This window comes from Pseudomonas stagnisoli, from assembly GCF_048595745.1.
Classification (GTDB): Bacteria; Pseudomonadota; Gammaproteobacteria; order Pseudomonadales; family Pseudomonadaceae; genus Aquipseudomonas; species Aquipseudomonas alcaligenes_A.
Window position 1 is genome coordinate 857808 of record NZ_CP184361.1, and the last position, 19439, is coordinate 877246.

General features: G+C 66.2%; 18 protein-coding genes. 10 read left to right on the forward strand and 8 right to left on the reverse strand.

Annotated features, from left to right (window positions below; translation table 11 throughout):
• Positions 1-79 precede the first annotated feature (79 nt).
• A complete protein-coding gene (locus tag ACOAPY_RS04110; protein ID WP_465155137.1) occupies positions 80-1204 on the reverse strand; it encodes a methyltransferase in 1125 nt (374 codons plus the stop codon).
• Positions 1205-1488: 284 nt separating this feature from the next.
• Here ACOAPY_RS04110 and ACOAPY_RS04115 point away from each other — a divergent pair, with 284 nt between their 5' ends.
• The 3 genes from ACOAPY_RS04115 to ACOAPY_RS04125 all read left to right on the forward strand — a co-directional run bounded on the left by ACOAPY_RS04115 (position 1489) and on the right by ACOAPY_RS04125 (position 5110).
• Positions 1489-2472 carry a DctP family TRAP transporter solute-binding subunit gene (locus tag ACOAPY_RS04115; protein ID WP_465155139.1) on the forward strand — a complete coding sequence of 328 codons (984 nt, stop codon included), beginning with the start codon at positions 1489-1491 and terminating at the stop codon, positions 2470-2472.
• A gap of 70 nt (positions 2473-2542) precedes the next feature.
• Entirely contained in the window at positions 2543-3319 is a 777-nt protein-coding gene (locus ACOAPY_RS04120; RefSeq protein WP_465155141.1) for a ferredoxin--NADP reductase, read from the forward strand.
• A gap of 240 nt (positions 3320-3559) precedes the next feature.
• The gene (locus ACOAPY_RS04125; RefSeq protein ID WP_465156706.1) at positions 3560-5110 is read left to right on the forward strand and encodes a TerC family protein; all 1551 of its coding nucleotides are present in this window, start codon (positions 3560-3562) and stop codon (positions 5108-5110) included.
• A 53-nt stretch (positions 5111-5163) separates the two neighbouring features.
• Here ACOAPY_RS04125 and mscL read toward each other — a convergent pair whose 3' ends face one another.
• On the reverse strand, positions 5164-5574 hold the full coding sequence (gene mscL / locus ACOAPY_RS04130) for a large-conductance mechanosensitive channel protein MscL (RefSeq protein ID WP_465155143.1): 411 nt from the start codon (positions 5572-5574) through the stop codon (positions 5164-5166).
• A 42-nt stretch (positions 5575-5616) separates the two neighbouring features.
• Entirely contained in the window at positions 5617-6363 is a 747-nt protein-coding gene (locus ACOAPY_RS04135) for an EAL domain-containing protein (RefSeq protein ID WP_465155145.1), read from the reverse strand.
• A 263-nt stretch (positions 6364-6626) separates the two neighbouring features.
• Between ACOAPY_RS04135 and ACOAPY_RS04140 the strand changes: the two genes are divergently transcribed.
• Positions 6627-6905, forward strand: a complete 279-nt coding sequence (locus ACOAPY_RS04140) for a YdcH family protein (protein ID WP_076580249.1) — start codon at positions 6627-6629, stop codon at positions 6903-6905.
• A gap of 114 nt (positions 6906-7019) precedes the next feature.
• Here the strand turns inward: ACOAPY_RS04140 and ACOAPY_RS04145 are convergent, their stop codons facing one another.
• Positions 7020-7511, reverse strand: coding sequence for a GNAT family N-acetyltransferase (locus tag ACOAPY_RS04145; protein WP_465155147.1), 492 nt, complete (start codon positions 7509-7511; stop codon positions 7020-7022).
• 63 nt (positions 7512-7574) lie between these two features.
• Between ACOAPY_RS04145 and ACOAPY_RS04150 the strand changes: the two genes are divergently transcribed.
• From ACOAPY_RS04150 to ACOAPY_RS04160, 3 genes are all read left to right on the forward strand, one after another.
• A complete protein-coding gene (locus ACOAPY_RS04150; protein ID WP_465155149.1) occupies positions 7575-9056 on the forward strand; it encodes an MltF family protein in 1482 nt (493 codons plus the stop codon).
• A gap of 46 nt (positions 9057-9102) precedes the next feature.
• The gene (gene radA / locus ACOAPY_RS04155) at positions 9103-10467 is read left to right on the forward strand and encodes a DNA repair protein RadA (protein WP_169921665.1); all 1365 of its coding nucleotides are present in this window, start codon (positions 9103-9105) and stop codon (positions 10465-10467) included.
• Between the two features lie 111 nt (positions 10468-10578).
• Positions 10579-10728 carry a hypothetical protein gene (locus ACOAPY_RS04160; protein ID WP_175613955.1) on the forward strand — a complete coding sequence of 50 codons (150 nt, stop codon included), beginning with the start codon at positions 10579-10581 and terminating at the stop codon, positions 10726-10728.
• A gap of 65 nt (positions 10729-10793) precedes the next feature.
• On the opposite strand, the gene ACOAPY_RS04165 is transcribed toward ACOAPY_RS04160, so the two are convergent.
• From ACOAPY_RS04165 to ACOAPY_RS04175, 3 genes are read right to left on the reverse strand one after another with little or no spacing between them, the layout of a single operon-like run.
• Positions 10794-11168: a PilZ domain-containing protein gene (locus tag ACOAPY_RS04165; protein ID WP_076580256.1), complete on the reverse strand. Its 375-nt coding sequence runs from the start codon at positions 11166-11168 to the stop codon at positions 10794-10796.
• Complete coding sequence (locus tag ACOAPY_RS04170) at positions 11161-13344, reverse strand: hypothetical protein (RefSeq protein ID WP_465155151.1); 2184 nt, start codon at positions 13342-13344, stop codon at positions 11161-11163. The genes ACOAPY_RS04165 and ACOAPY_RS04170 overlap by 8 nt, the downstream gene beginning before the upstream one ends.
• The gene (locus ACOAPY_RS04175) at positions 13331-14512 is read right to left on the reverse strand and encodes a DUF3142 domain-containing protein (protein WP_465155153.1); all 1182 of its coding nucleotides are present in this window, start codon (positions 14510-14512) and stop codon (positions 13331-13333) included. Before ACOAPY_RS04175 ends, ACOAPY_RS04170 begins: the two co-directional genes overlap by 14 nt.
• Positions 14513-14665: 153 nt before the next feature.
• Here ACOAPY_RS04175 and ACOAPY_RS04180 point away from each other — a divergent pair, with 153 nt between their 5' ends.
• From ACOAPY_RS04180 to yjiA, 3 genes are all read left to right on the forward strand, one after another.
• Positions 14666-16732: a carbon starvation CstA family protein gene (locus ACOAPY_RS04180; RefSeq protein WP_465155155.1), complete on the forward strand. Its 2067-nt coding sequence runs from the start codon at positions 14666-14668 to the stop codon at positions 16730-16732.
• A gap of 1 nt (position 16733) precedes the next feature.
• Positions 16734-16937, forward strand: a complete 204-nt coding sequence (locus ACOAPY_RS04185; protein WP_021701100.1) for a YbdD/YjiX family protein — start codon at positions 16734-16736, stop codon at positions 16935-16937.
• A gap of 62 nt (positions 16938-16999) precedes the next feature.
• Positions 17000-18001, forward strand: a complete 1002-nt coding sequence (gene yjiA, locus ACOAPY_RS04190; protein WP_465155157.1) for a GTPase — start codon at positions 17000-17002, stop codon at positions 17999-18001.
• A gap of 133 nt (positions 18002-18134) precedes the next feature.
• Here yjiA and glyA read toward each other — a convergent pair whose 3' ends face one another.
• The gene (gene glyA, locus ACOAPY_RS04195) at positions 18135-19388 is read right to left on the reverse strand and encodes a serine hydroxymethyltransferase (protein ID WP_061905412.1); all 1254 of its coding nucleotides are present in this window, start codon (positions 19386-19388) and stop codon (positions 18135-18137) included.
• Positions 19389-19439 lie beyond the last annotated feature (51 nt).

Below are 19439 nucleotides of genomic sequence, written 5' to 3' on the forward strand. Positions count from 1 at the left end.
TTGGGCACCGTGCCTGTCGATAACTCGGATTGCCCCCTTTCCCTCCGGGAGAGGGTGGGGGTGAGGGACTGCTGAGGGTCTACTTGGTGGCCCTGAGCACCACGAACTTGGGGTTGGCCGCTACCTGCTGCACGCCGCGGAACAGCCGGGCCAGCTTGGCGTGGTAGCCCAGGTGGCGGTTACCGACTATCCACAGCTCGCCGCCGGTGACCAGCGCCGCGCGGGCCTGCTGGAACATGCGCCAGGCGAGGAAGTCGCCGACCACCTGCTGCTGGTGGAATGGCGGGTTGCACAGCACCAGGTCCAGCGAGTCCCTGGGCTGGTCGGCCAGGCCGTCGGCGGCGCGGAAGGTCGCCGGGCGCTCACCGAGTGCCGCGCGCCAGTTCGCCTCGGCCGACTGCACGGCCATGTAGGACTCGTCCACCAGGGTCAGCTCGGCTTGCGGATTGGCCAGGGCGAAGGCGATGGCCAGCACGCCATTGCCGCAGCCGAGGTCGGCCACCCGCTGTGGCACCAGTGATTTCGGCAGGTGCGGCAGGAAGGCGCGGGTACCGATATCCAGGCCTTCGCGGCAGAACACATTGGCGTGGTTGAGCAGCTCGATGGCCGGTTTATCCAGCCGGTAGCGCGTGGGATAGGGCGACTCCGGCGCCGGCCGAGATTCGAGGGTGGCCGTCAGCAGGCGCGCCTTTTTCACCGCCAGCGAGGCCTGCACCGGGCCGATGTACTGCTCCAGCAGGTCGCCGGCGGCACGCGGCAGGTGCTTGATCATGGCGCCGGCGATCACCCGGGCACCGGGGGCGAGCTGGCCGTGCAGGCGAATCAGCTGCTCCTCCAGCAGGGCCAGGGTCTTGGGCACGCGCACCAGTACCCAGTCGAACGGGCCTTGCGCCGTCGCGCTGGCCGGTACGAAGTTCACCCGGTCGGCGGTCAGGCCGTTGCGCGCCAGATTCTTCTGCAGGGCCAGGTAGCCCAGGTGTGAATCACCGCTGCTGGTCACCCGGCAGTGCGGTGCCAGCGAGCAGGCCAGGGCGCCGAAGCCGTCGTTGAGCAGCAGCACCCGGCTGTCAGGCCCGAGGCCCTGCTCGTGCAGGTGGGCCAGCAGGTACTCGTCGGCGGCGTCGAAGGCCTGTAGCGGCTCGTTGGCCATCTCGGGCTGGCGGATCAGGTCGAGCTGGGCGAAGGGCGTGGCGAGAGTCGGCATGGCGGCAGAGTCAGGTGGGCAGAGCGGCTGCATTGTCCTAGATGCATAGGGAAATGTCTCGAAGTGAGAAGCAGGCGGCTTGTGACCACTGGGTGCAACCCGGAGAATATGCAGTCACTTGCCGCCGCCGAAGTTCCGCAATGGGTGGCATGTCCAACAACAAATCGGGTGGCCGCCGCCGGTACCTCCCGAACCCCACGGCCGCTGCGGCCGAACACATCAAAAACCGCCCTGCGCCCCGCATTTCTGTGGGGCGTCGCTATTGCATTGCCTCAAGGATGTCCATGAAGTACCTGTTTTCCGCCTGCCTTGCCCTTTCTCTGCTGTTCGGCGCTACGGCGCATGCCGAGCCAATCGTTATCAAGTTCTCCCATGTGGTCGCCGAGGACACTCCCAAGGGGCGTGGTGGCCTGCTGTTCCAGCGCCTGGTGGCCGAGCGCCTGGGGGGCGCGGTGAAGGTCGAGGTCTACCCCAACTCCAGCCTGTTCGGCGACGCCGACGAGATGGCCGCCCTGCAGCGCGGCGAGGTGCAGATGCTGGCGCCGTCGGTGTCCAAGTTCGAGGCCTATACCAAGCAGCTGCAGGTCTTCGACCTGCCGTTCTTGTTCGATGACCTGGAGGCGGTCAAGCGCTTCCAGCGCCGCGAGAAGAGCCGTGAGCTGCTGCGCTCCATGGCCGGGCAGAACATCTACGGCCTGGCGTTCTGGAACAACGGCATGAAGCAGCTTTCCGCCACCCGCGAGCTGCGGGCCCCGGCCGACGCCAAGGGCCTGGCCTTCCGCATCCAGTCGTCCAGCGTGCTGGAAGCCCAGTTCGCCGCGCTCGGTGCGCAGGCCAAGCGCATTCCCTTCGGTGAGTCGCTCAAGGCGCTGCAGGCCGGCACCGTGCAGGGCACCGAGAACGTCTGGTCGAACATGGCGGCGGCCGGCTTCGACCGCGCTCAGCCGTTCATCACCGAGACCAACCACGGTTCGCTCAACTACATGCTGATCAGCAGCTCGTCGTTCTGGCAGAGCATTCCCTACGCCACCCGCAGCGAGCTGGAGGCGATCGTCGAAGAGGTCACCGCCCAGGTCAACGAGGACGCCGAGGCGCTCAATCGTCGTGGTCGCGAGCAACTGCTGGCCGCCGGTCAGGCGCGCCTGCTCAGCCTCAGCCCGGCCGAGCGCGAGGCCTGGCGCAGCGCCATGCAGCCGCTGTGGAAACAGTACGAAGCGCAGATCGGTGCCGACGTGCTGCGTGCCGCGCAGATCGTCAATCGGCGCTAATCCCTGCTAACTGACGGTGTTTGTTCGCGGCGCTTTGCGCGAAACTGCAGACCAGCCAGAAGGGGGCCGCATGACCGTCAGCGAAGAGAAGTTCACCCGCCAGACCCTCACCGAGGTGCGCAGCTGGTCGCCCAGCCTGTTCAGCCTGCGTTGCACCCGCGACGCCGGATTTCGTTTCCGCGCCGGGCAGTTCGTCCGCCTTGGCGTGCGCAAGGCCGGCGGCGGCATCGTCTGGCGCGCCTACTCGGTGGTATCGGCGCCGCATGACGACTACCTGGAGTTCTTCTCCATCGTGGTGCCCGGCGGCGAGTTCACCAGCGAACTGAGCCGCCTGCGTGCCGGCGACGAGCTGCTGGTGGAGAAGCAGGCTACCGGGTTTCTCACCCTCGACCGCTTCCCCGATGGCCGCGATCTGTGGCTGATCGGTACCGGCACGGGCCTGGCGCCCTTCCTGTCGATCCTCCAGGACCTGGAAGCCTGGCAGCGTTTCGAGCGCATCGTGCTGGTCTACAGCGCCCGCGACCGTGGCGAGCTGGCCTACCAGGAGCTGATTGCCGAGCTGCCGCAGCGCGAGTGGCTGGAGGGGGCCGGGCACAAGTTGCAGTACATCCCGCTGGTGACCCGCGAGCAGGTGTCCGGCGCGCTGCACGCGCGCGTCACCACGCTGATCGAGAACGGCGAGCTGGAGCGTGCCGCCGGCCTGGCGCTGGAACCCGAGCACTCGCGCATCATGCTTTGCGGCAACCCGCAGATGATCGAGGACACCCGTGCCGTGCTCAAGGCGCGCAACCTCAATCTGGCGCTGACCCGCAGGCCCGGCCAGGTGGCCGTGGAGAACTACTGGTAGGGCGGCTGTAAAAGAATTGGTAACTTTTTCTGGTTTGGCTTGCGCGGGCAAGCCGGTAGGATGTTCGGCCCTTTTGAATCCAACGGACCTCATGGACAGCGATTGTTGCCAGCCGCCCCAAAGCGGCCACCTCTTCTCCGGTGCCCTCGTGCACCCCTCCCCGAACGCCTTCGATAGCCACGCCCTGCGCCGCCATGTCCGCGCCCGCGCAGCGTCTATAGCTGCCCGGAGGCGCGCATGATGTTCGAATGGATAGCCGACCCCACCGCCTGGCTCGGCCTGCTGACACTGATCGTCTTGGAAATCGTCCTGGGCATCGACAACCTGGTGTTCATCGCCATCCTCGCCGACAAGCTGCCGCCGCACCTGCGTGACCGCGCGCGGCTGATCGGCCTGAGTCTGGCCCTGCTGATGCGCCTGGGCCTGCTGGCCAGCATTTCCTGGCTGGTGACCCTGACCGAGCCGCTGATCGAGGTGTTCGGCAAGAGTTTCTCCGGGCGTGACCTGATCATGCTGTTCGGTGGTGTCTTCCTCTTGTTCAAGGCCACCATGGAGTTGCACGAACGCCTCGAGGGGCGCAGCCATCAACCCGGCGGCAGCCGCACCTATGCCCGATTCTGGCCGGTTGTGGCGCAGATCGTGGTGCTCGACGCGGTGTTTTCGCTGGACGCGGTGATCACCGCCGTGGGCATGGTCGAACACCTAGAGGTGATGATGATCGCGGTGATCATCTCCATCGGTCTGATGATCGTTGCCAGCAAGCCGCTGACCGCCTTCGTCAACGCCCACCCCACGGTGATCATGCTGTGTCTGGGCTTCTTGATGATGATCGGCTTCAGCCTCACTGCCGAGGGCCTGGGCTTCCATATTCCCAAGGGCTATCTGTATGCGGCCATCGGCTTCTCCATCCTCATCGAGCTGGCCAACCAGCTGGTGCGACACAAGCGCAAGCGTCAGCTGCAGAACGGCCGTGGTATGCGTGAGCGCACCGCGCATGCCGTGCTGCGCCTGCTCGGTGGCAAGATCGAGGCTGATGAGGTGGGCGAAGAGATCGCCGACATGCTTGAGGGCGGTGCCGGTGAGGCCGCGCTGTTCGACCGCCGCGAGCGCGTGATGATCCGCGGCGTGCTGGGCCTGGCCGAGCAGTCGATCAAGACGGTGATGACTGACCGCGTGCAGGTCGACCACATCGACCTGGCCCATGAGCCCGAGCAGATCCGCCAGGCCCTGCTGGCCTCGCCGCACTCGCGCCTGCTGGTGATCAAGGATGGTCAGGTCGACGAGCCGCTGGGCTTCGTGCACAAGAAGGAGCTGCTCAAGGAGCTGCTGGAACAGCGTGAGCCGGATATCGAGGGCCTGCTGCGCCGGCCGCTGAACCTGCCGGACAGCTGTGCGGTGCTCGGTGCTCTGGAGCAGATGCGCCAGGCTTCGACCCACGTGGCCTTCGTGGTCAACGAGTTCGGTGGTTTCGAGGGTCTGCTGACCCTTACCGACATCCTCGAGGCCATCGCCGGCGAACTGCCGGACGCCAGCGAAGTGGATGGCCCGGACATCGAGCCGGACGGCGCGGGCTTCCGCGTCAGCGGTGCCCTCAATCTGGCCCTGCTGCGCGCGCGTATCGGCCTGCAGGCCCAGGCCACCGAGGACTACCAGACTCTCGCCGGGCTGGTGATGAGCCTGCTCGATCGCCTGCCGGTGGTGGGCGACGAGGTCGAGTTCGCGGGCTGGCGCATGCGCGTCGAAGAAGTGCACGAGCGGCGGGTAAACCGCTTGTTACTCGTGCAGGTTTAGCCTGGATCGACCCCCCGGTTATGCAAAACGGCGCCCTAGGGCGCCGTTTTTCTTTAGGGCTTCTGCTGGTTCTTCAGCAGGTCGCGGATTTCCGTGAGCAGTTCCTGCTCCTTGGTCGGCGCCGGCGGCTCGGCCGGGGCGGCGGCTTCCTCGCGCTTGAGGCGGTTGATCACCTTGACCCCCATGAAGATGGCGAAGGCGACGATGACGAAATCCAGCACAGTCTGGATGAACTTGCCGTAGCTCAGTACCACGGCAGGAATATCGCCTTCGGCGGCCTTGAGGGTGATGGCCAGGTCGCTGAAGTCGACCCCGCCGATCAGCAGGCCGATCGGTGGCATCACCACGTCGCCGACGAAGGAGCTGACGATTTTGCCGAAGGCGGCGCCGATGATGATCCCGACGGCCATGTCGACCACGTTGCCCTTGACCGCGAAAGCCTTGAATTCGCTGAGGATGCTCATGTTTCACTCCCTGGTTTCTGATGGTGTCGCGCAGTGTAAGGGCTATTCGGGGTAATGCACGTCCGGCAGGCTCTCAAAGCCGGGCTTGGCCAGCAGGTAGCCCTGGAACAGCTCCACCCCCATCTGGCTCAGGCACTGCAGTTCGGCGCCGGTCTCGATGCCTTCGGCGATGACGCGGATGCCGAGTTTGCGGCACATCTCCAGGGTTGTTTCGACCAGTACCTGACGTACCCGGTCGCCATCCACGCCACGGATCAGTTGCATGTCCAGCTTGATCAGATCGGGCTGGAAGTCGGCCAGCAGGTTGAGCCCGGCATAGCCGGCGCCGAAGTCGTCGATGGCGGTCATGAAGCCCTGCTTGCGGTAGGCGCGCAGAATGCCGGTCAGGTGTTCGATGTCGAGCACCTGTTCCTGCTCGGTGACCTCGAAGATGATCCGGTCGAGCGGGAAGTTACAGCGTGCGGCCGCCTCCAGGGTGGCGCGGATGCAGGTTTCCGCGCGGTATACGGCATTGGGCATGAAGTTGATCGAGACCATGGCCGGCACCTGCAGACGCGCCGCCCACTCCACGGCCTTGATCCGGCAGCTCTGGTCGAAGGCATAGCGGTTGTCGTTGTCGACGCGTGCCAGCAGGCTGCCGGCCGATTCGCCGGCACTGCCGCGTACGAGGGCCTCGTGCGCGAAGACCTGGCGGCGTGGCAGGTCGACAATGGGCTGGAAAGCCATGCTGATGGGGAAGTCCAGTCCCTTGCCGTCACGGCAAGCGGAACATCCTGGTTTTGCGCTCATGGAACGATTCTCATGGGGTTTGCGCCAAGCTAAGCAAAAAACGCCCGGGCTGTCTCGTTCGATGCCGTCGCGACACGCAGGTTTGTTGAGTGGCGCGGCTCGATAGCTGCGGGGACGCGTGTGCCGTCCTGCCGACGGATTCGGCAGGGCGTCCGGTGCTGTCGAGCGCAGGTGAGCTACAGCGCATCCACTTGATCGGAGTCAATGGTTATGCCGGGGCTTCCGGATAGTGTCGAGACATCAACCCCACCAGGAAGCACACCATGCATGTCGATCACCATCCGCTGATTCAGGATTTCCCCGAGCTCCGCGCCGAGCTGCATCGTCTGCGTCAGGAAGACAATCATTTCGCCAAGCAAGCGGAGGCCTATGAGGCTCTGGACAAGCGCATCTGTCGCGTCGAGGACGGCATCGAGACTCTCGACGGTGATGCCCTGAGCCAGCTCAAGCAGGAGCGCGTGGTACTCAAGGATGACCTGGCGCGTCAGCTCAAGCGTGCTGCTGGGCAGTGCTGTGGTTGCGGTAATGGCTGTGCCAGCTAGTACGCTGCAGCGGGTCAGCGGATAACGCGAGTCCGCTGTGCCGCCGCGATCCATGATCGTCGCGCCGCACCAGGCGCTGAATGCCTTGCGCCGTGCGCTGCACCGTCCGTCGGGTTAGTGCAGTGGCGGGTTGATCAGGTAGCTCAACAGTTCCGCTTCATCGTCCGGCCAGATTTGCCGCCAGCCTGGCGGCAGGTCGGCCAGGATTTCCCGCCAGAAAGCCGTTGCCTGCTCGTCCTGGCTGTAGAACCGCACCAGCCAGCTGCCACCGTTGCCCAGCACCTCACGAGCCAGGGCACGGCCGATGCCAAGGCGGCGGTACTTCTTCAGGATGAATAGATCGGCCAGCTCCAGGGCATCGATGCCGGGCAGTTCGCTGCGCTCGATCAGCAGGAAGCCGGCAATGAAGCCGTCCGCCAGGATGAGCTGGGCGCTCCAGTCCGGTTCGCTCCAGTAGCGTCTCAGATGAGGTTCGTGCAGGTAGAAACGCCCATCCGTCTCGACATCCTCCTGTTCCCAGTCGGAGCTCTCGTACGCGTAAAACTGGTAGAGGTTGGCGATCAGCGATAGCTGGTCGATGCTGGTAGGCAGTAACTCGATGTGCAATGCGCGGCCCTCGCTCAGGTAGGGTCATTATCGCCCGCCGTGGCTACCCGAGGGAGAGTCGTGATGAAGAGGTCTGTGTTTGCGCTGTTGTGCCTGCTGGCCTGGCCGGTGCTTGCGCAGAATGCCGTCGACAGCCTGCCGCCCGCGCAGCTGAGCGCTGCCGAGAAGTCCGAGGTGGATGCCATGGTGCTGCCAGTGCCGGGGGCCTGGATCGGTGATCTGGAGGGCATGCGCGCCAGTCGCACCGTGCGCATTCTGGTGCCGTTCAGCAAGACGTTCTATCAGGTGGATCGGGGCCACCAGAAAGGCGTGGTCTACGAATACGGCAAGGCTTTCGAGAAGTGGCTTAACCAGCATCATCCGCTGGGCCGGAAGTCGCAGCGCTGGCAGGTCATGTTTATTCCGACCGCCCGCAACGAGCTGTTGCCCAGATTGTTGTCCGGGCATGGTGACATTGCCGCCGGCGGGCTGACCCGGACCGAAGTGCGCCTGCAGACGGTGGATTTCAGCGACCCGACCTACGGCGACGTGCATGAGGTCTTCGTCACCGGCCCGGGGGCTCCCAAGCTCGAGCGTATCGAGGACCTGGCCGGCCAGGAGGTTTACGCGCGGCCTTCAAGCAGTTACTTCGAGCATCTGCTGGCCCTCAATCGGCGCTTCCGCGAGCAGGGGCTCGAACCGATCAAGGTGATGCCGGCCAGCGAGAACCTGGAAACCGAGGACCTGCTGCAGATGGTTAATGCCGGATTGTTCGGCATTACCGTTGCGGATCGCTACATCGCCCGGCTATGGCAACCGCTGTACAGCGACCTGAAGATTCATGAGGGGTTCTACCTGCACACCGGTGGCCAGCTGGGCTGGGCGCTGCGCAAGAACAGTCCGCAGCTGAAGGCGGCGCTGAATGCCTTCAACAAGGAGCACAAGATCGGCAGCGAGTTCGGCAACATCATGCTGCGGCGCTACTTCAAGGACAGCAAGCGCATCCTCAATGCCACCTCCGAAGGGGAGATGCGCAAGTTCAATGCGCTGGTGGGGCTGTTCGAGAAGCATGCCGACACCTATGCATTCGACCACCTGCTGCTGATGGCCCAGGGCTTTCAGGAGTCGCAGCTGGATCAGGCGGCGCGCAGCCGCGCGGGAGCGGTTGGGGTGATGCAGCTGCTGCCGAGCACGGCCAAGGAGTTGGGCATCCAGGGGGTCGAGGCCAGTGCCGACCGCAATATCGAGGCCGGCAGCAAGTACCTGCGGCTGATCGCCGACACCTACCTGGATGACGAGGAAATCACCCCGGTCAACCGCCTGTTACTCAGTTTCGCGGCTTACAACGCCGGCCCCGGCAACCTGATGAAGTTTCGCCGCCTGGCGGAGAAGTCCGGGCTGGACCCGAATATCTGGTTCGGCAATGTCGAGCAGGCTGCCGCGCGCATCGTCGGGCGCGAGACGGTGGATTACGTGGGCAACATCTACAAGTACTACGTGGTGTACAAGCTGGCCGCGCACAAGCTGCGCGAGCGCAAGGCCGCCGCCCCGGCCGAGCGCGGCTGAGCGTCGCGCGCTATGATCGGCGCTTTTCCAGCGGGCGGAGAGTTCCATGGCCAAGGCCAAGCGCATGTATGGCTGCACCGAGTGCGGCGCCACCTTTCCCAAGTGGGCCGGGCAGTGCGGTGAGTGCGGTGCCTGGAACACCCTGACCGAGACCATGCTCGAAGCCGGCGCCGCCACCCCCAGCGGGCGCGGCGGCTGGGCCGGGCAGCAGGCGCAGATCAAGACCCTCGCCGAGGTCAGCGTCGAGGAAGTGCCGCGCTTCTCCACCGTTTCCGGTGAGCTGGACCGGGTACTCGGCGGCGGTCTGGTGGACGGCTCGGTGGTGCTGATCGGCGGCGACCCCGGCATCGGCAAGTCGACCATCCTGCTGCAGACCCTGTGCAACATTGCCCAGCGTCTGCCGGCCCTGTATGTCACCGGCGAAGAATCGCAGCAGCAGGTGGCCATGCGTGCCCGGCGCCTGGAGCTGCCGCAGGACAAACTCAAGGTGATGACCGAGACCTGCATCGAGTCGATCATCGAGGTGGCGCGCCGCGAGCAACCCAAGGTGATGGTCATCGACTCGATCCAGACCATCTTCACCGAGCAGCTGCAGTCCGCCCCCGGCGGCGTGGCCCAGGTGCGCGAGAGCGCGGCGCTCTTGGTGCGCTTCGCCAAGCAGAGCGGCACGGCGATCTTCCTGGTCGGTCACGTCACCAAGGAGGGCGCCCTGGCCGGCCCGCGCGTGCTGGAGCACATGGTCGACACCGTGCTGTATTTCGAGGGCGAGTCCGATGGTCGCCTGCGCCTGCTGCGCGCGGTGAAGAACCGCTTCGGCGCTGTCAACGAGCTGGGCGTGTTCGGCATGACCGACAAGGGCCTCAAGGAGGTCACCAACCCCTCGGCGATCTTCCTCACTCGTGCCCAGGAGGCGGTGCCCGGCAGCGTGGTGATGGCCACCTGGGAGGGCACCCGGCCAATGCTGGTGGAGGTGCAGGCGCTGGTCGACACCAGCCATCTGGCCAACCCCAAGCGCGTCACCCTGGGGCTGGACCAGAACCGCCTGGCCATGCTGCTGGCCGTGTTGCACCGCCACGGCGGCATCCCCACCTACGACCAGGATGTATTCCTCAACGTGGTCGGCGGGGTGAAGGTGCTGGAGACGGCGTCGGACCTGGCGCTGATGGCGGCGGTGATCTCCAGCCTGCGCAACAAGCCGCTACCGCATGACCTGCTGGTGTTCGGCGAGATCGGCCTGTCTGGCGAGATCCGCCCGGTGCCGAGCGGTCAGGAGCGCCTCAAGGAGGCGGCCAAGCACGGCTTCAAGCGCGCCATCGTGCCGAAGGGCAACGCGCCCAAGGAGTCGCCGAAAGGCCTGCAGGTGATCGCCGTGACGCGTCTGGAACAGGCGCTGGACGCACTGTTCGAGTGACCCCTGCGGCGCTCTGCCGCTGGGTGGGGCCTGCACGGCTTGCCGCAGATCAATCTTTTGCCGGGCGCGCGGGAGGAGCATTGGGCCCAGTCCATAAATGGAGATGGCCTCATGTTCCTGTTCTTCGATTTCTTCGCCAGAACCCTCAACTACGAACCGGGTCGCCCGCGCGACCTTGCCGAGGAGCGCCGCGAGGCGAGCATGGGCGCACGGCGCGTACAGGCGCGCCAGCGTCAGGCGGAGAAGGCGCGTAAGCGCTGAATCACCAGGCGGGGGCGCGTTGCGCTCCCGCACAGAGCGAGGGCGCCGTGCGGCGCCCTGCGGGATCAATCTTCTTCTTCGCCGAGGGCGGCCAGTTCGCGCTCCAGCAGGCTTTCGTCGCCGAGGTTGAGTTCGACCAGGCGGCGCAGGTGGCTGATGGAATCCAGGTCGATATGCCGGCAGACGAAGCCGAGCAGTTCGTTGCGTGTGCGGGTCAGCACCACTTCCATCTGCAGGCGGGTGCCGTCATCCAGGCTGATGGTGGCGGTGAAGGACTGGTCAGGGTCGCCGTTCCAGTCGCGTGGGCGCTTGACCAGCAGGCCTTTGAGCGAAACATCGTGCAGCGCAACCGTCCAGCTCCGCTCGCCCTGGGCAAGCTCGGTGGCGGCGTCGAAGGCGATGCGCTGGAAGCGCCGACGCTCGGTGGTCGTATCACTCATGACGGGTTTCCTCTGCGGTTTTGTCCACTATAGCCAAGGTACGCCGCCGGCGCTGCCAGTAGATGCCTGAGGCGATCAGCGCCAGCAGGACCAGCGGCAAAGCATGTTTGAATGGACGCAACGCCTGGCGTACGGCCTGCTCGCGTTGTTCCCAGGCCAGCTCGCGGGCGCGCGCGAAGTCCGGCTCCTGGCAGTCGAAGCCGAAGTTGCCGGCCCATTCCACATAGGGCCCCTGTTTCACGTAGCGCTGGTAATAGCGCCGGGCGCCGTCGAGGTCGCGGTAGTTGATCCAGCCACTGGCCTTGCACAGGACGGCGGCGAAGGCCTGGCTGCGCGGTGGCAGCAGGTCGGCGGCGTGGTTGGCCAGGTCGGCGGCGACCCAACGATAGTGATAGCGGCGGTTTGGCTGGGCGGCGCTGGCATTCTGCAGCCGCGCTTCTTCGGCGGTGAGCAGACCCGCGGCCTGCACCGGTTTTTCGAACTCGCCGCCGTAGTTGCCACCGCTCCAGGCCTGGTCCGGGCCCAGCTCGTAACCGAGCAGCTCCATGCCCTGGGTGCGCGCCAGGCGGGCCGCCTGGTAATAGCCCTCGGCACGGCCGATGGCGGTCCAGGCGTCCTCGGCCTGTTTGCGGGCCGCGCCGTATTCGCGCGCCGCCTGTTGCAGCTCCGCGCTGATGAAGTAGGGCACGGCCTCGGCATAGCGGCCTTCGCGCAGCAGGCGCCGGCCGAGCAGCTCGCGCAGGCGCGTGGCGGGCGGACGCTCCCACAGGTACTGGGTCTCATCCGGTTTTAGGGGCGCAGGGGCCGGGACCTCGGCATCCACGTAGCCCTTCAGTTCGTCCAGGCTCAGCACCCGCTCGGCGACTTCTGCGGCGTCCTGCCAGTAGATGTCGCCACTGCGGTAGAGCTGGTCGAAGGCCTCCCGATAGTCGCCGCGTTCCAGCGCGAGGATGGCCATTTCGCCCTCGATGCGGCAGCGCGGCTTGAGTGTCTCGTAGTCCCAGTTCTCGGTGCGGCGCAGGCCCCAGTGTTCCTCGGCGGGGAATGCCTTGGCCGCCCTGGCGTAGGCGCTGGCGGCGGCCGCCTGGTCGCCGGCCTGCAGGGCCAGCTTGGCCCGTAGCCACCAGGCCAGGCCGCTGTCGCCTGCACGCTCGAGAAAGGCGCGGGTACTGGCGTAGTCGCCGCGCTGGTAGCTCAGCGCGGCCAGGCGGTCGGCGATCTCGGCGTGCACCGGGGCCTGACGCAGCATGTCGAGCAGGCGCGGGCTGTCCTTGTCGTGGACGTCCAGGCGGCTGAACAGCTGGGCCACCAGCAGTTGCTGGACAGCCGGGGCCGCCAGCAAGGGACGCAGCTGTTCGTCGTTCATGCGCGCCAGTGTCCAGGTCAGCTGACGCAACGAGCTGTAGCCGGTGGGGGAGGCCTGGCTGGCCTGGCTGGCGTAGAGCGTGATGGCGCTGTTCCAGTCGCCCTCCTCAAGGGCCAGGCGCGCCTCTTCGCCGAGGCTGGCCACGCCCAGGTCCAATGGATCATCGAGGCCGGCGATGCTGAGTTCGCGGGCCTGCTGGAATGCTGCGCGCGCCTGCTGGCGCAGCTCGTGCTGGCGCTGCACGGCGGCATCGTCGCTGAGTGCCTGCTCCGGCGCACTCACCGCCAGCACGGCGAGGGCGCGTCCGAGCGAATAGGCGGCCCAGGTGCTGCGTCGCGCCCGCTCGGTGGCTGGCAGGGCCAGCACGCGGCGGAAGTACTCGGCGGCGAGGCCCATGTCGGACTGGGCGAAGGCCACGGCGCCGGCGGTGTACAGGCGCAGTTCTGTCGGCAGGGGCGCACCCTCTGCCTCGGCCTGGCGGGCATCGACGAGGCTGCGCAGGTGGCTGACCAGGGCGTGTTCTTCGGCGCTCAGCTGTTCCTTTTCGACGCCGACGCGGGCATCCAGGTAGCGCTGGTTGTCCTCGTCCCAGTAGGGCTCCAGGGTTGCTTCGCCAGCCAGGGCGAGGCCCTCGATGGGTTTGCCGATGCGGGTAACCTCGAAACCGAAGTTGCCCTCTGGCAGTTCGCCGAGTGCCCCGGCGCGGTCGCTGAGCAGGCGGTAGGGGAATTCCGGACCGCAAGCCTGGGCCGTACCCAGAGGTAGCAGGCCGGCGATGGCCAGGGCCAGCAGGGTTCTAGAACTGCACATGCATGCCTCCTTGGTCGATCTGTGCACAGCGCGCCCAGCCCAGGGCGCGGCGTTCGCCGGCATCAAGCCGGCCTTCGTGGCGGCGAATGAACAGCAGGCGATCCGCCTGGCGTTCGAGGCGATAGTCGCCGACGGCATCGGCCGCCTCGCAGGCTTGTGCCGGTAGCTCGATGCGCCGGGGTAGCGGGCTGGCCAGGGTGCCTTCATTGAACAGCTGCAACTGGCTGAAGCCATCGCGCGGCTGGCGCTGCAGGCCCAGAGCCGGTGTCAGCGCCTGGCCGCGCGCCACAGCCAGCAGGGTGTTCATCGGCCAGACGCGGCGGTCGCCAGCCAGGGGCAGGCGGAACCAGATGATGCCGGCGAGACGCGCCGGCGCTGCGTCCTGCAGTTCTTCCAGCAGCGCGGCGACCTGCTGTGGTTCGGCGCGCAGTTCGTGGCGCGGGCCACCCTGGCGCAAGGTCACTTCGCTCTCCACCTGGCCGCTGGCGGTGAGCGCCACGCCGTAGGCTGGCAGAGCCAGGTGGAAGGGTTTGCGGCTGAGCTCGCCGTAGTGCTGCGCCCAGTCCAGCGCCTGCTCGGGATCGAACAGGCCTTGTTGTGGATCGCTCACCGCGTGCACCTGCAGCACCGAGCTGTCGACGCTGGCCAGCAGCTCCTCCAGCGCCGGGCTGGCCAGCCAGGTGGGCAGGGCGGTGATGCTCAGGCGCAACTCGGCAGGCAGTTGCCGGCGTACCTCGCGCAGCAGTTCGGTGTAGGCGGGCAGGCGTGAGGTGGCGCAGTCGTGGTCGATTTCCAGGCCGGTCAGGCGCAGGCCGGCGGCTTGCCAGTCGCGCACCAGCGCCGTCAGCTGTTGGCCGATCTCGGCCGGGTCCAGTTGCGGCAACTGGCCATCCAGGCGCACCACGGCAATGAGCGGTCGAGCGTCGCGGCGCAGCAGTTCGGCATCGATCCGCGCGCGACTCCAGCCGGCTTGCGGCTGAGCCTGCAGGGCCAGCACGCGCAGGGTGGAGAAGTCGGCGCGGCTCTGCGCCAGCGCCTCGGCGTGTGCCGGGCGCCACTGGCGCTGCCAGACATACAGCTGTTGATCCAGCGGTGCGGGCTCCTCGGCACAGCCGAGCAGGCTGATCAGGAGCAGGGAGATCAGGGGGCGATAAGCACGTAGCAACATGCGGCGTAGCATCCTGGCGGTCGCCGAAAAGTCCGCCAGTGTAACCCCGGAAGCGGCTCTGGACTGCGTACTAGACCAAGGTCGAATAATGGCGTCGTGATTCCCGGTCTAAGCTGGGGCGGCAGCTTATCTGTCCACTGCTTAGGAGTGAGCATGAACAATAACAACAGCCCGTTGCGCCACCTGCCGTGGGCAGTGCTGGCAGTGGTGGGCGCCTGTGCCTTGGGTGTCGTGGCCCTGCGTCGCGGCGAAGCCATCAACGCGTTGTGGATAGTGGTGGCAGCCGTTGCCCTCTATCTGGTCGCCTACCGCTATTACAGCCTGTTCATCGCCACCAAGGTGATGCAGCTGGACCCCAACCGCGCCACCCCGGCGCTGCTCAACAATGACGGTCTGGACTATGTGCCGACCAACAAGCACATCCTCTTCGGTCACCACTTCGCCGCCATCGCCGGTGCCGGTCCGCTGGTGGGGCCGGTGCTCGCCGCGCAGATGGGCTACCTGCCCGGCACGCTCTGGCTGATTGCCGGCGTGGTACTGGCCGGCGCTGTGCAGGACTTCATGGTGCTGTTCATCTCCACCCGTCGCAACGGCCGCTCCCTCGGCGAGCTGGTGCGCGAGGAAATGGGCCAGGTACCGGGCACCATCGCCCTGTTCGGCGCCTTCCTGATCATGATCATCATCCTCGCGGTGCTCTCGCTGATCGTGGTCAAGGCCCTGGCCGAGAGCCCTTGGGGCATGTTCACGGTGATGGCGACCATTCCCATCGCGGTGTTCATGGGCGTGTACATGCGCTACATCCGCCCCGGCCGTATCGGCGAGATCTCGGTGATCGGCGTGGTCCTGCTGCTGGCGTCGATCTGGCTGGGTGGCCAGGTGGCGGCCGATCCGGTGTGGGGGCCGGCCTTCACCTTCACCGGCGTGCAGATCACCTGGATGCTGATCGGCTACGGTTTCGTCGCCGCCGTGCTGCCGGTGTGGCTGATCCTCGCCCCGCGTGACTACCTGTCGACTTTCCTCAAGATCGGCACCATCGTCGGCCTGGCCATCGGCATCCTGATCACCATGCCGGAACTGAAGATGCCGGCGCTGACCCAGTTCACCGACGGCACCGGCCCGGTGTGGAAGGGCACCCTGTTTCCCTTCCTGTTCATCACCATCGCCTGTGGCGCCGTATCCGGCTTCCATGCGCTGATCAGCTCGGGTACCACGCCCAAGCTGCTGGCCAACGAGTCGCACGCCCGCTACATCGGCTACGGCGGCATGCTGATGGAGTCGTTCGTCGCCATCATGGCCATGGTCGCGGCCTCGGTGATCGAGCCGGGCGTGTACTTCGCCATGAACAGCCCGGCTGCGGTGGCCGGTGCCGACGTTCATGCCGTGGCCGCCACCGTCAGCAGCTGGGGCTTCCTGATCACCCCCGAGCAGCTGGAAGCAGTGGCCCGCGATATTGGCGAGCACAGCATCCTGGCCCGCGCCGGCGGTGCGCCGACCCTGGCCGTGGGCATCGCGCAGATCCTGCACCAGGTGCTGCCGGGTGAGAACACCATGGCCTTCTGGTATCACTTCGCCATCCTGTTCGAGGCGCTGTTTATCCTGACTGCCGTGGATGCAGGAACGCGCGCGGGGCGTTTCATGCTGCAGGACCTGTTGGGCAACTTCGTCCCGGCCCTGAAGAAGACCGAGTCCTGGGGTGCCAACGTGATCGCCACCGCTGGCTGCGTGGCGCTGTGGGGCTGGCTGCTGTATCAGGGCGTGATCGATCCGCTGGGCGGCATCAACACCCTGTGGCCGCTGTTCGGCATCTCCAACCAGATGCTTGCCGGCATCGCCCTGATGCTCGGCAGCGTGGTGCTGATCAAGATGAAGCGTCAGCGTTACGTGTGGGTGACGCTGCTGCCGGCCGCCTGGCTGCTGATCTGCACCACCACTGCCGGCCTGATCAAGCTGCTCGACCCCAACCCGGCGGTCGGCTTCCTGGCCCTGGCCAAGAAGTACAGCGATGCCCAGGCTGCCGGGCAGATCCTCGCCCCGGCCAAGGATGCGGTGCAGATGAACCACGTGATCTTCAACGCGTATACCAACGCGACGCTGACCGTGCTGTTCCTTTGCGTGGTGCTCAGCGTGCTGTTCTACGCGCTCAAGGTCGGCCGCGCCGCCTGGGTCAAGCCGGAACGCACGGACAAGGAAACCCCCTTCCAACCGATCCCGGACGCCTGACATGTTCAACGACCTGAGTCGCATGGGTAAGTACCTCGGGCAGGCCGCCCGCATGCTGGTCGGCATGCCCGATTACGACACCTATGTGGAGCACATGCAGAAGAAGCACCCGGACCAGCCGGTGATGAGCTACGAGGCGTTCTTCCGTGAACGCCAGGAGGCTCGTTATGGCGGTGGCAAGGGGCGGCCTATCCGCTGCTGTTGATAGACTCCCCGCACCACCACGCGCCACGCCTAGTCGTGGCGCGTGTCATTCTGGAGAGAACGATGCATCCCGAACCCATTCCCGTCACCGTGCTCACCGGCTTCCTCGGGGCCGGCAAGACCACCCTGCTGCGCCATATGCTGCAGGCCGAGCACGGCCTGAAGCTGGCGGTGATCGAGAACGAATTCAGCGAGACGCCGATCGACGGCCAGCTGCTCGGCGACAAGCCGGCCGAACTGCTGACCCTGGCCAATGGCTGTGTCTGCTGCTCCATTCATGTCGAACTGGAAAAGGCGCTGTTCCTGCTGCTGGACAAGCTGGACGCCGGCGAGCTGGCTTTCGACCGCCTGGTGATCGAGTGCACCGGCCTGGCCGACCCGGCGCCGGTGGCGCAGACCTTCTTCGCCGATGAGGAGCTGGCGCAGCGCTATGTGCTCGACGGTATCGTCACCCTGGTCGATGCGGTGAACGCCGAGCGTCACCTGGAAGAGGCTATCGCCCAGGCCCAGGTCGGCTTCGCCGATCGCATCCTGCTGAGCAAGACCGACCTGGCCGAACCCGAGCAGGTCGAGGCGCTGCGCCAGCGCCTGGCGCGGATCAACCGCCGTGCGCCGCTGCGCGTGGTCGAGCATGGCCGTATCGAGCTGGCCGAACTGCTGGACATCCGCGGCTTCAACCTCAATGCCGATATCGCCCCGGCACCGCTGCTGCGTCCGCTGGCGCCGCTCGGCTTGCCAGCGGATCGCATTGGCACCCTGGTGCTGAGCAGTGACCAGCCGCTGGACATGGCGCGCCTGAGCGCCTTCATGGAAGACCTGTTGGAGCGCCACGGTAACGCGCTGCTGCGCTACAAGGGCGTGCTCGACGTGGCCGGCGAGGAGCGCCGTCTGGTGTTCCAGGGCGTGCTGCGCCTGTACGGTTTCGACTGGGACGAGCCCTGGGGCGAGGGCGAAGCGCGGCAGAGCGTGCTGGTATTCATCGGCGACAACCTGCCGGAGGACGAGATTCGTGCCGGATTCGCTGCGCTTGCTCCCCTCTCCCTCCGGGAGAGGGGGCGGGGGTGAGGGGCTTCCAGGCGACTGCGAGTTGCCTATGACACCCTCACCCTACGCGGGCCGCCCCAGCCCTCTCCCGGAGGGAGAGGGAGAAAAACAAAAAGCCCGGCGAGTGCCGGGCTTTTTCATGCAGCGCTGACGCTTACTTGCCGTATACCGGCAGCTTGGCGCAGATGGCCTTGACCTTCTCGCGCACGGCGTCGACCACGGACTCGTCGCCCATGTTCTGCAGGATGTCGCAGATCCAGCCGGCCAGCTCGCGGCATTCGGCTTCGCCGAAACCACGGGTGGTGACGGCAGGGGTGCCGATGCGCAGACCGGAGGTGACGAACGGCGAACGCGGGTCGTTCGGCACGCTGTTCTTGTTCACGGTGATGTAGGCGCGACCCAGGGCGGCGTCGGCGTCCTTACCGGTGATGTCCTGCTTGATCAGCGACAGCAGGAACAGGTGGTTCTGGGTGCCACCGGAAACCACGTCGAAACCGCGCTCGATGAACACGGCGGCCATGGCCTGGGCGTTCTTCACCACCTGCTGCTGGTAAGCCTTGAACTCAGGCTGCAGAGCCTCCTTGAAGCAGATGGCCTTGGCGGCGATCACGTGCTCCAGCGGGCCACCCTGGCCGCCCGGGAAAACGGCGGAGTTGAGCTTCTTCTCGATCTCCTCGTTGGCGCGGGCCAGGATCAGGCCGCCGCGCGGGCCGCGCAGGGTCTTGTGGGTGGTGGTGGTGACCACGTCGGCGAACGGCACCGGGTTCGGGTACACGCCGGCGGCGACCAGGCCGGCCACGTGGGCCATGTCGACGAACAGGTAGGCACCGACCTTGTCGGCGATGGCGCGGAAGCGCGGGAAGTCGAGGATCTGCGAGTAGGCGCTGAAGCCGGCGATGATCATCTTCGGCTTGTGCTCGACGGCCAGGCGCTCGACTTCGTCGTAGTCGATCAGGCCGGCGTCGGTGATGCCGTACTGCACGGCGTTGTAGATCTTGCCGGAGAAGTTGACGGTGGCGCCGTGAGTCAGGTGGCCGCCGTGAGCCAGGCTCATGCCCAGTACGGTGTCGCCCGGCTTGACCAGCGCCTGGAACACGGCGGCGTTGGCCTGGGAGCCAGCGTGCGGCTGGACGTTGGCGTAGTCGGCACCGAACAGCTGCTTGGCGCGGTCGATGGCCAGCTGCTCGACGATGTCAACGTACTCGCAACCACCGTAGTAACGCTTGCCCGGATAGCCTTCGGCGTACTTGTTGGTCAGCACGCTGCCCTGGGCTTCCATCACCGCCGGGCTGGTGTAGTTCTCGGAGGCGATCAGCTCGATGTGGTGCTCCTGGCGCTGAGCTTCCTGCTCCATGGCGGCAAAGAGTTCGGCGTCGTAGCGGGCAATGGTCAATTCACGGCTGAACATGGTGGTCACCTGATCTATCAGCGGGCGGTAGTAAGAGTCTGTCTAACGACA

Bases quoted from the DNA above. Each gene is read 5' to 3' on its own strand.
- ACOAPY_RS04110 (WP_465155137.1), bottom strand. From the start codon at position 1,204: ATGCCGACTCTCGCCACGCCCTTCGCCCAGCTCGACCTGATCCGCCAG.
- ACOAPY_RS04115 (WP_465155139.1), top strand. From the start codon at position 1,489: ATGAAGTACCTGTTTTCCGCCTGCCTTGCCCTTTCTCTGCTGTTCGGC.
- ACOAPY_RS04120 (WP_465155141.1), top strand. From the start codon at position 2,543: ATGACCGTCAGCGAAGAGAAGTTCACCCGCCAGACCCTCACCGAGGTG.
- ACOAPY_RS04125 (WP_465156706.1), top strand. From the start codon at position 3,560: ATGTTCGAATGGATAGCCGACCCCACCGCCTGGCTCGGCCTGCTGACA.
- mscL (WP_465155143.1), bottom strand. From the start codon at position 5,574: ATGAGCATCCTCAGCGAATTCAAGGCTTTCGCGGTCAAGGGCAACGTG.
- ACOAPY_RS04135 (WP_465155145.1), bottom strand. From the start codon at position 6,363: ATGAGCGCAAAACCAGGATGTTCCGCTTGCCGTGACGGCAAGGGACTG.
- ACOAPY_RS04140 (WP_076580249.1), top strand. From the start codon at position 6,627: ATGCATGTCGATCACCATCCGCTGATTCAGGATTTCCCCGAGCTCCGC.
- ACOAPY_RS04150 (WP_465155149.1), top strand. From the start codon at position 7,575: ATGAAGAGGTCTGTGTTTGCGCTGTTGTGCCTGCTGGCCTGGCCGGTG.
- radA (WP_169921665.1), top strand. From the start codon at position 9,103: ATGGCCAAGGCCAAGCGCATGTATGGCTGCACCGAGTGCGGCGCCACC.
- ACOAPY_RS04160 (WP_175613955.1), top strand. From the start codon at position 10,579: ATGTTCCTGTTCTTCGATTTCTTCGCCAGAACCCTCAACTACGAACCG.
- ACOAPY_RS04165 (WP_076580256.1), bottom strand. From the start codon at position 11,168: ATGAGTGATACGACCACCGAGCGTCGGCGCTTCCAGCGCATCGCCTTC.
- ACOAPY_RS04170 (WP_465155151.1), bottom strand. From the start codon at position 13,344: ATGTGCAGTTCTAGAACCCTGCTGGCCCTGGCCATCGCCGGCCTGCTA.
- ACOAPY_RS04175 (WP_465155153.1), bottom strand. From the start codon at position 14,512: ATGTTGCTACGTGCTTATCGCCCCCTGATCTCCCTGCTCCTGATCAGC.
- ACOAPY_RS04180 (WP_465155155.1), top strand. From the start codon at position 14,666: ATGAACAATAACAACAGCCCGTTGCGCCACCTGCCGTGGGCAGTGCTG.
- ACOAPY_RS04185 (WP_021701100.1), top strand. From the start codon at position 16,734: ATGTTCAACGACCTGAGTCGCATGGGTAAGTACCTCGGGCAGGCCGCC.
- yjiA (WP_465155157.1), top strand. From the start codon at position 17,000: ATGCATCCCGAACCCATTCCCGTCACCGTGCTCACCGGCTTCCTCGGG.
- glyA (WP_061905412.1), bottom strand. From the start codon at position 19,388: ATGTTCAGCCGTGAATTGACCATTGCCCGCTACGACGCCGAACTCTTT.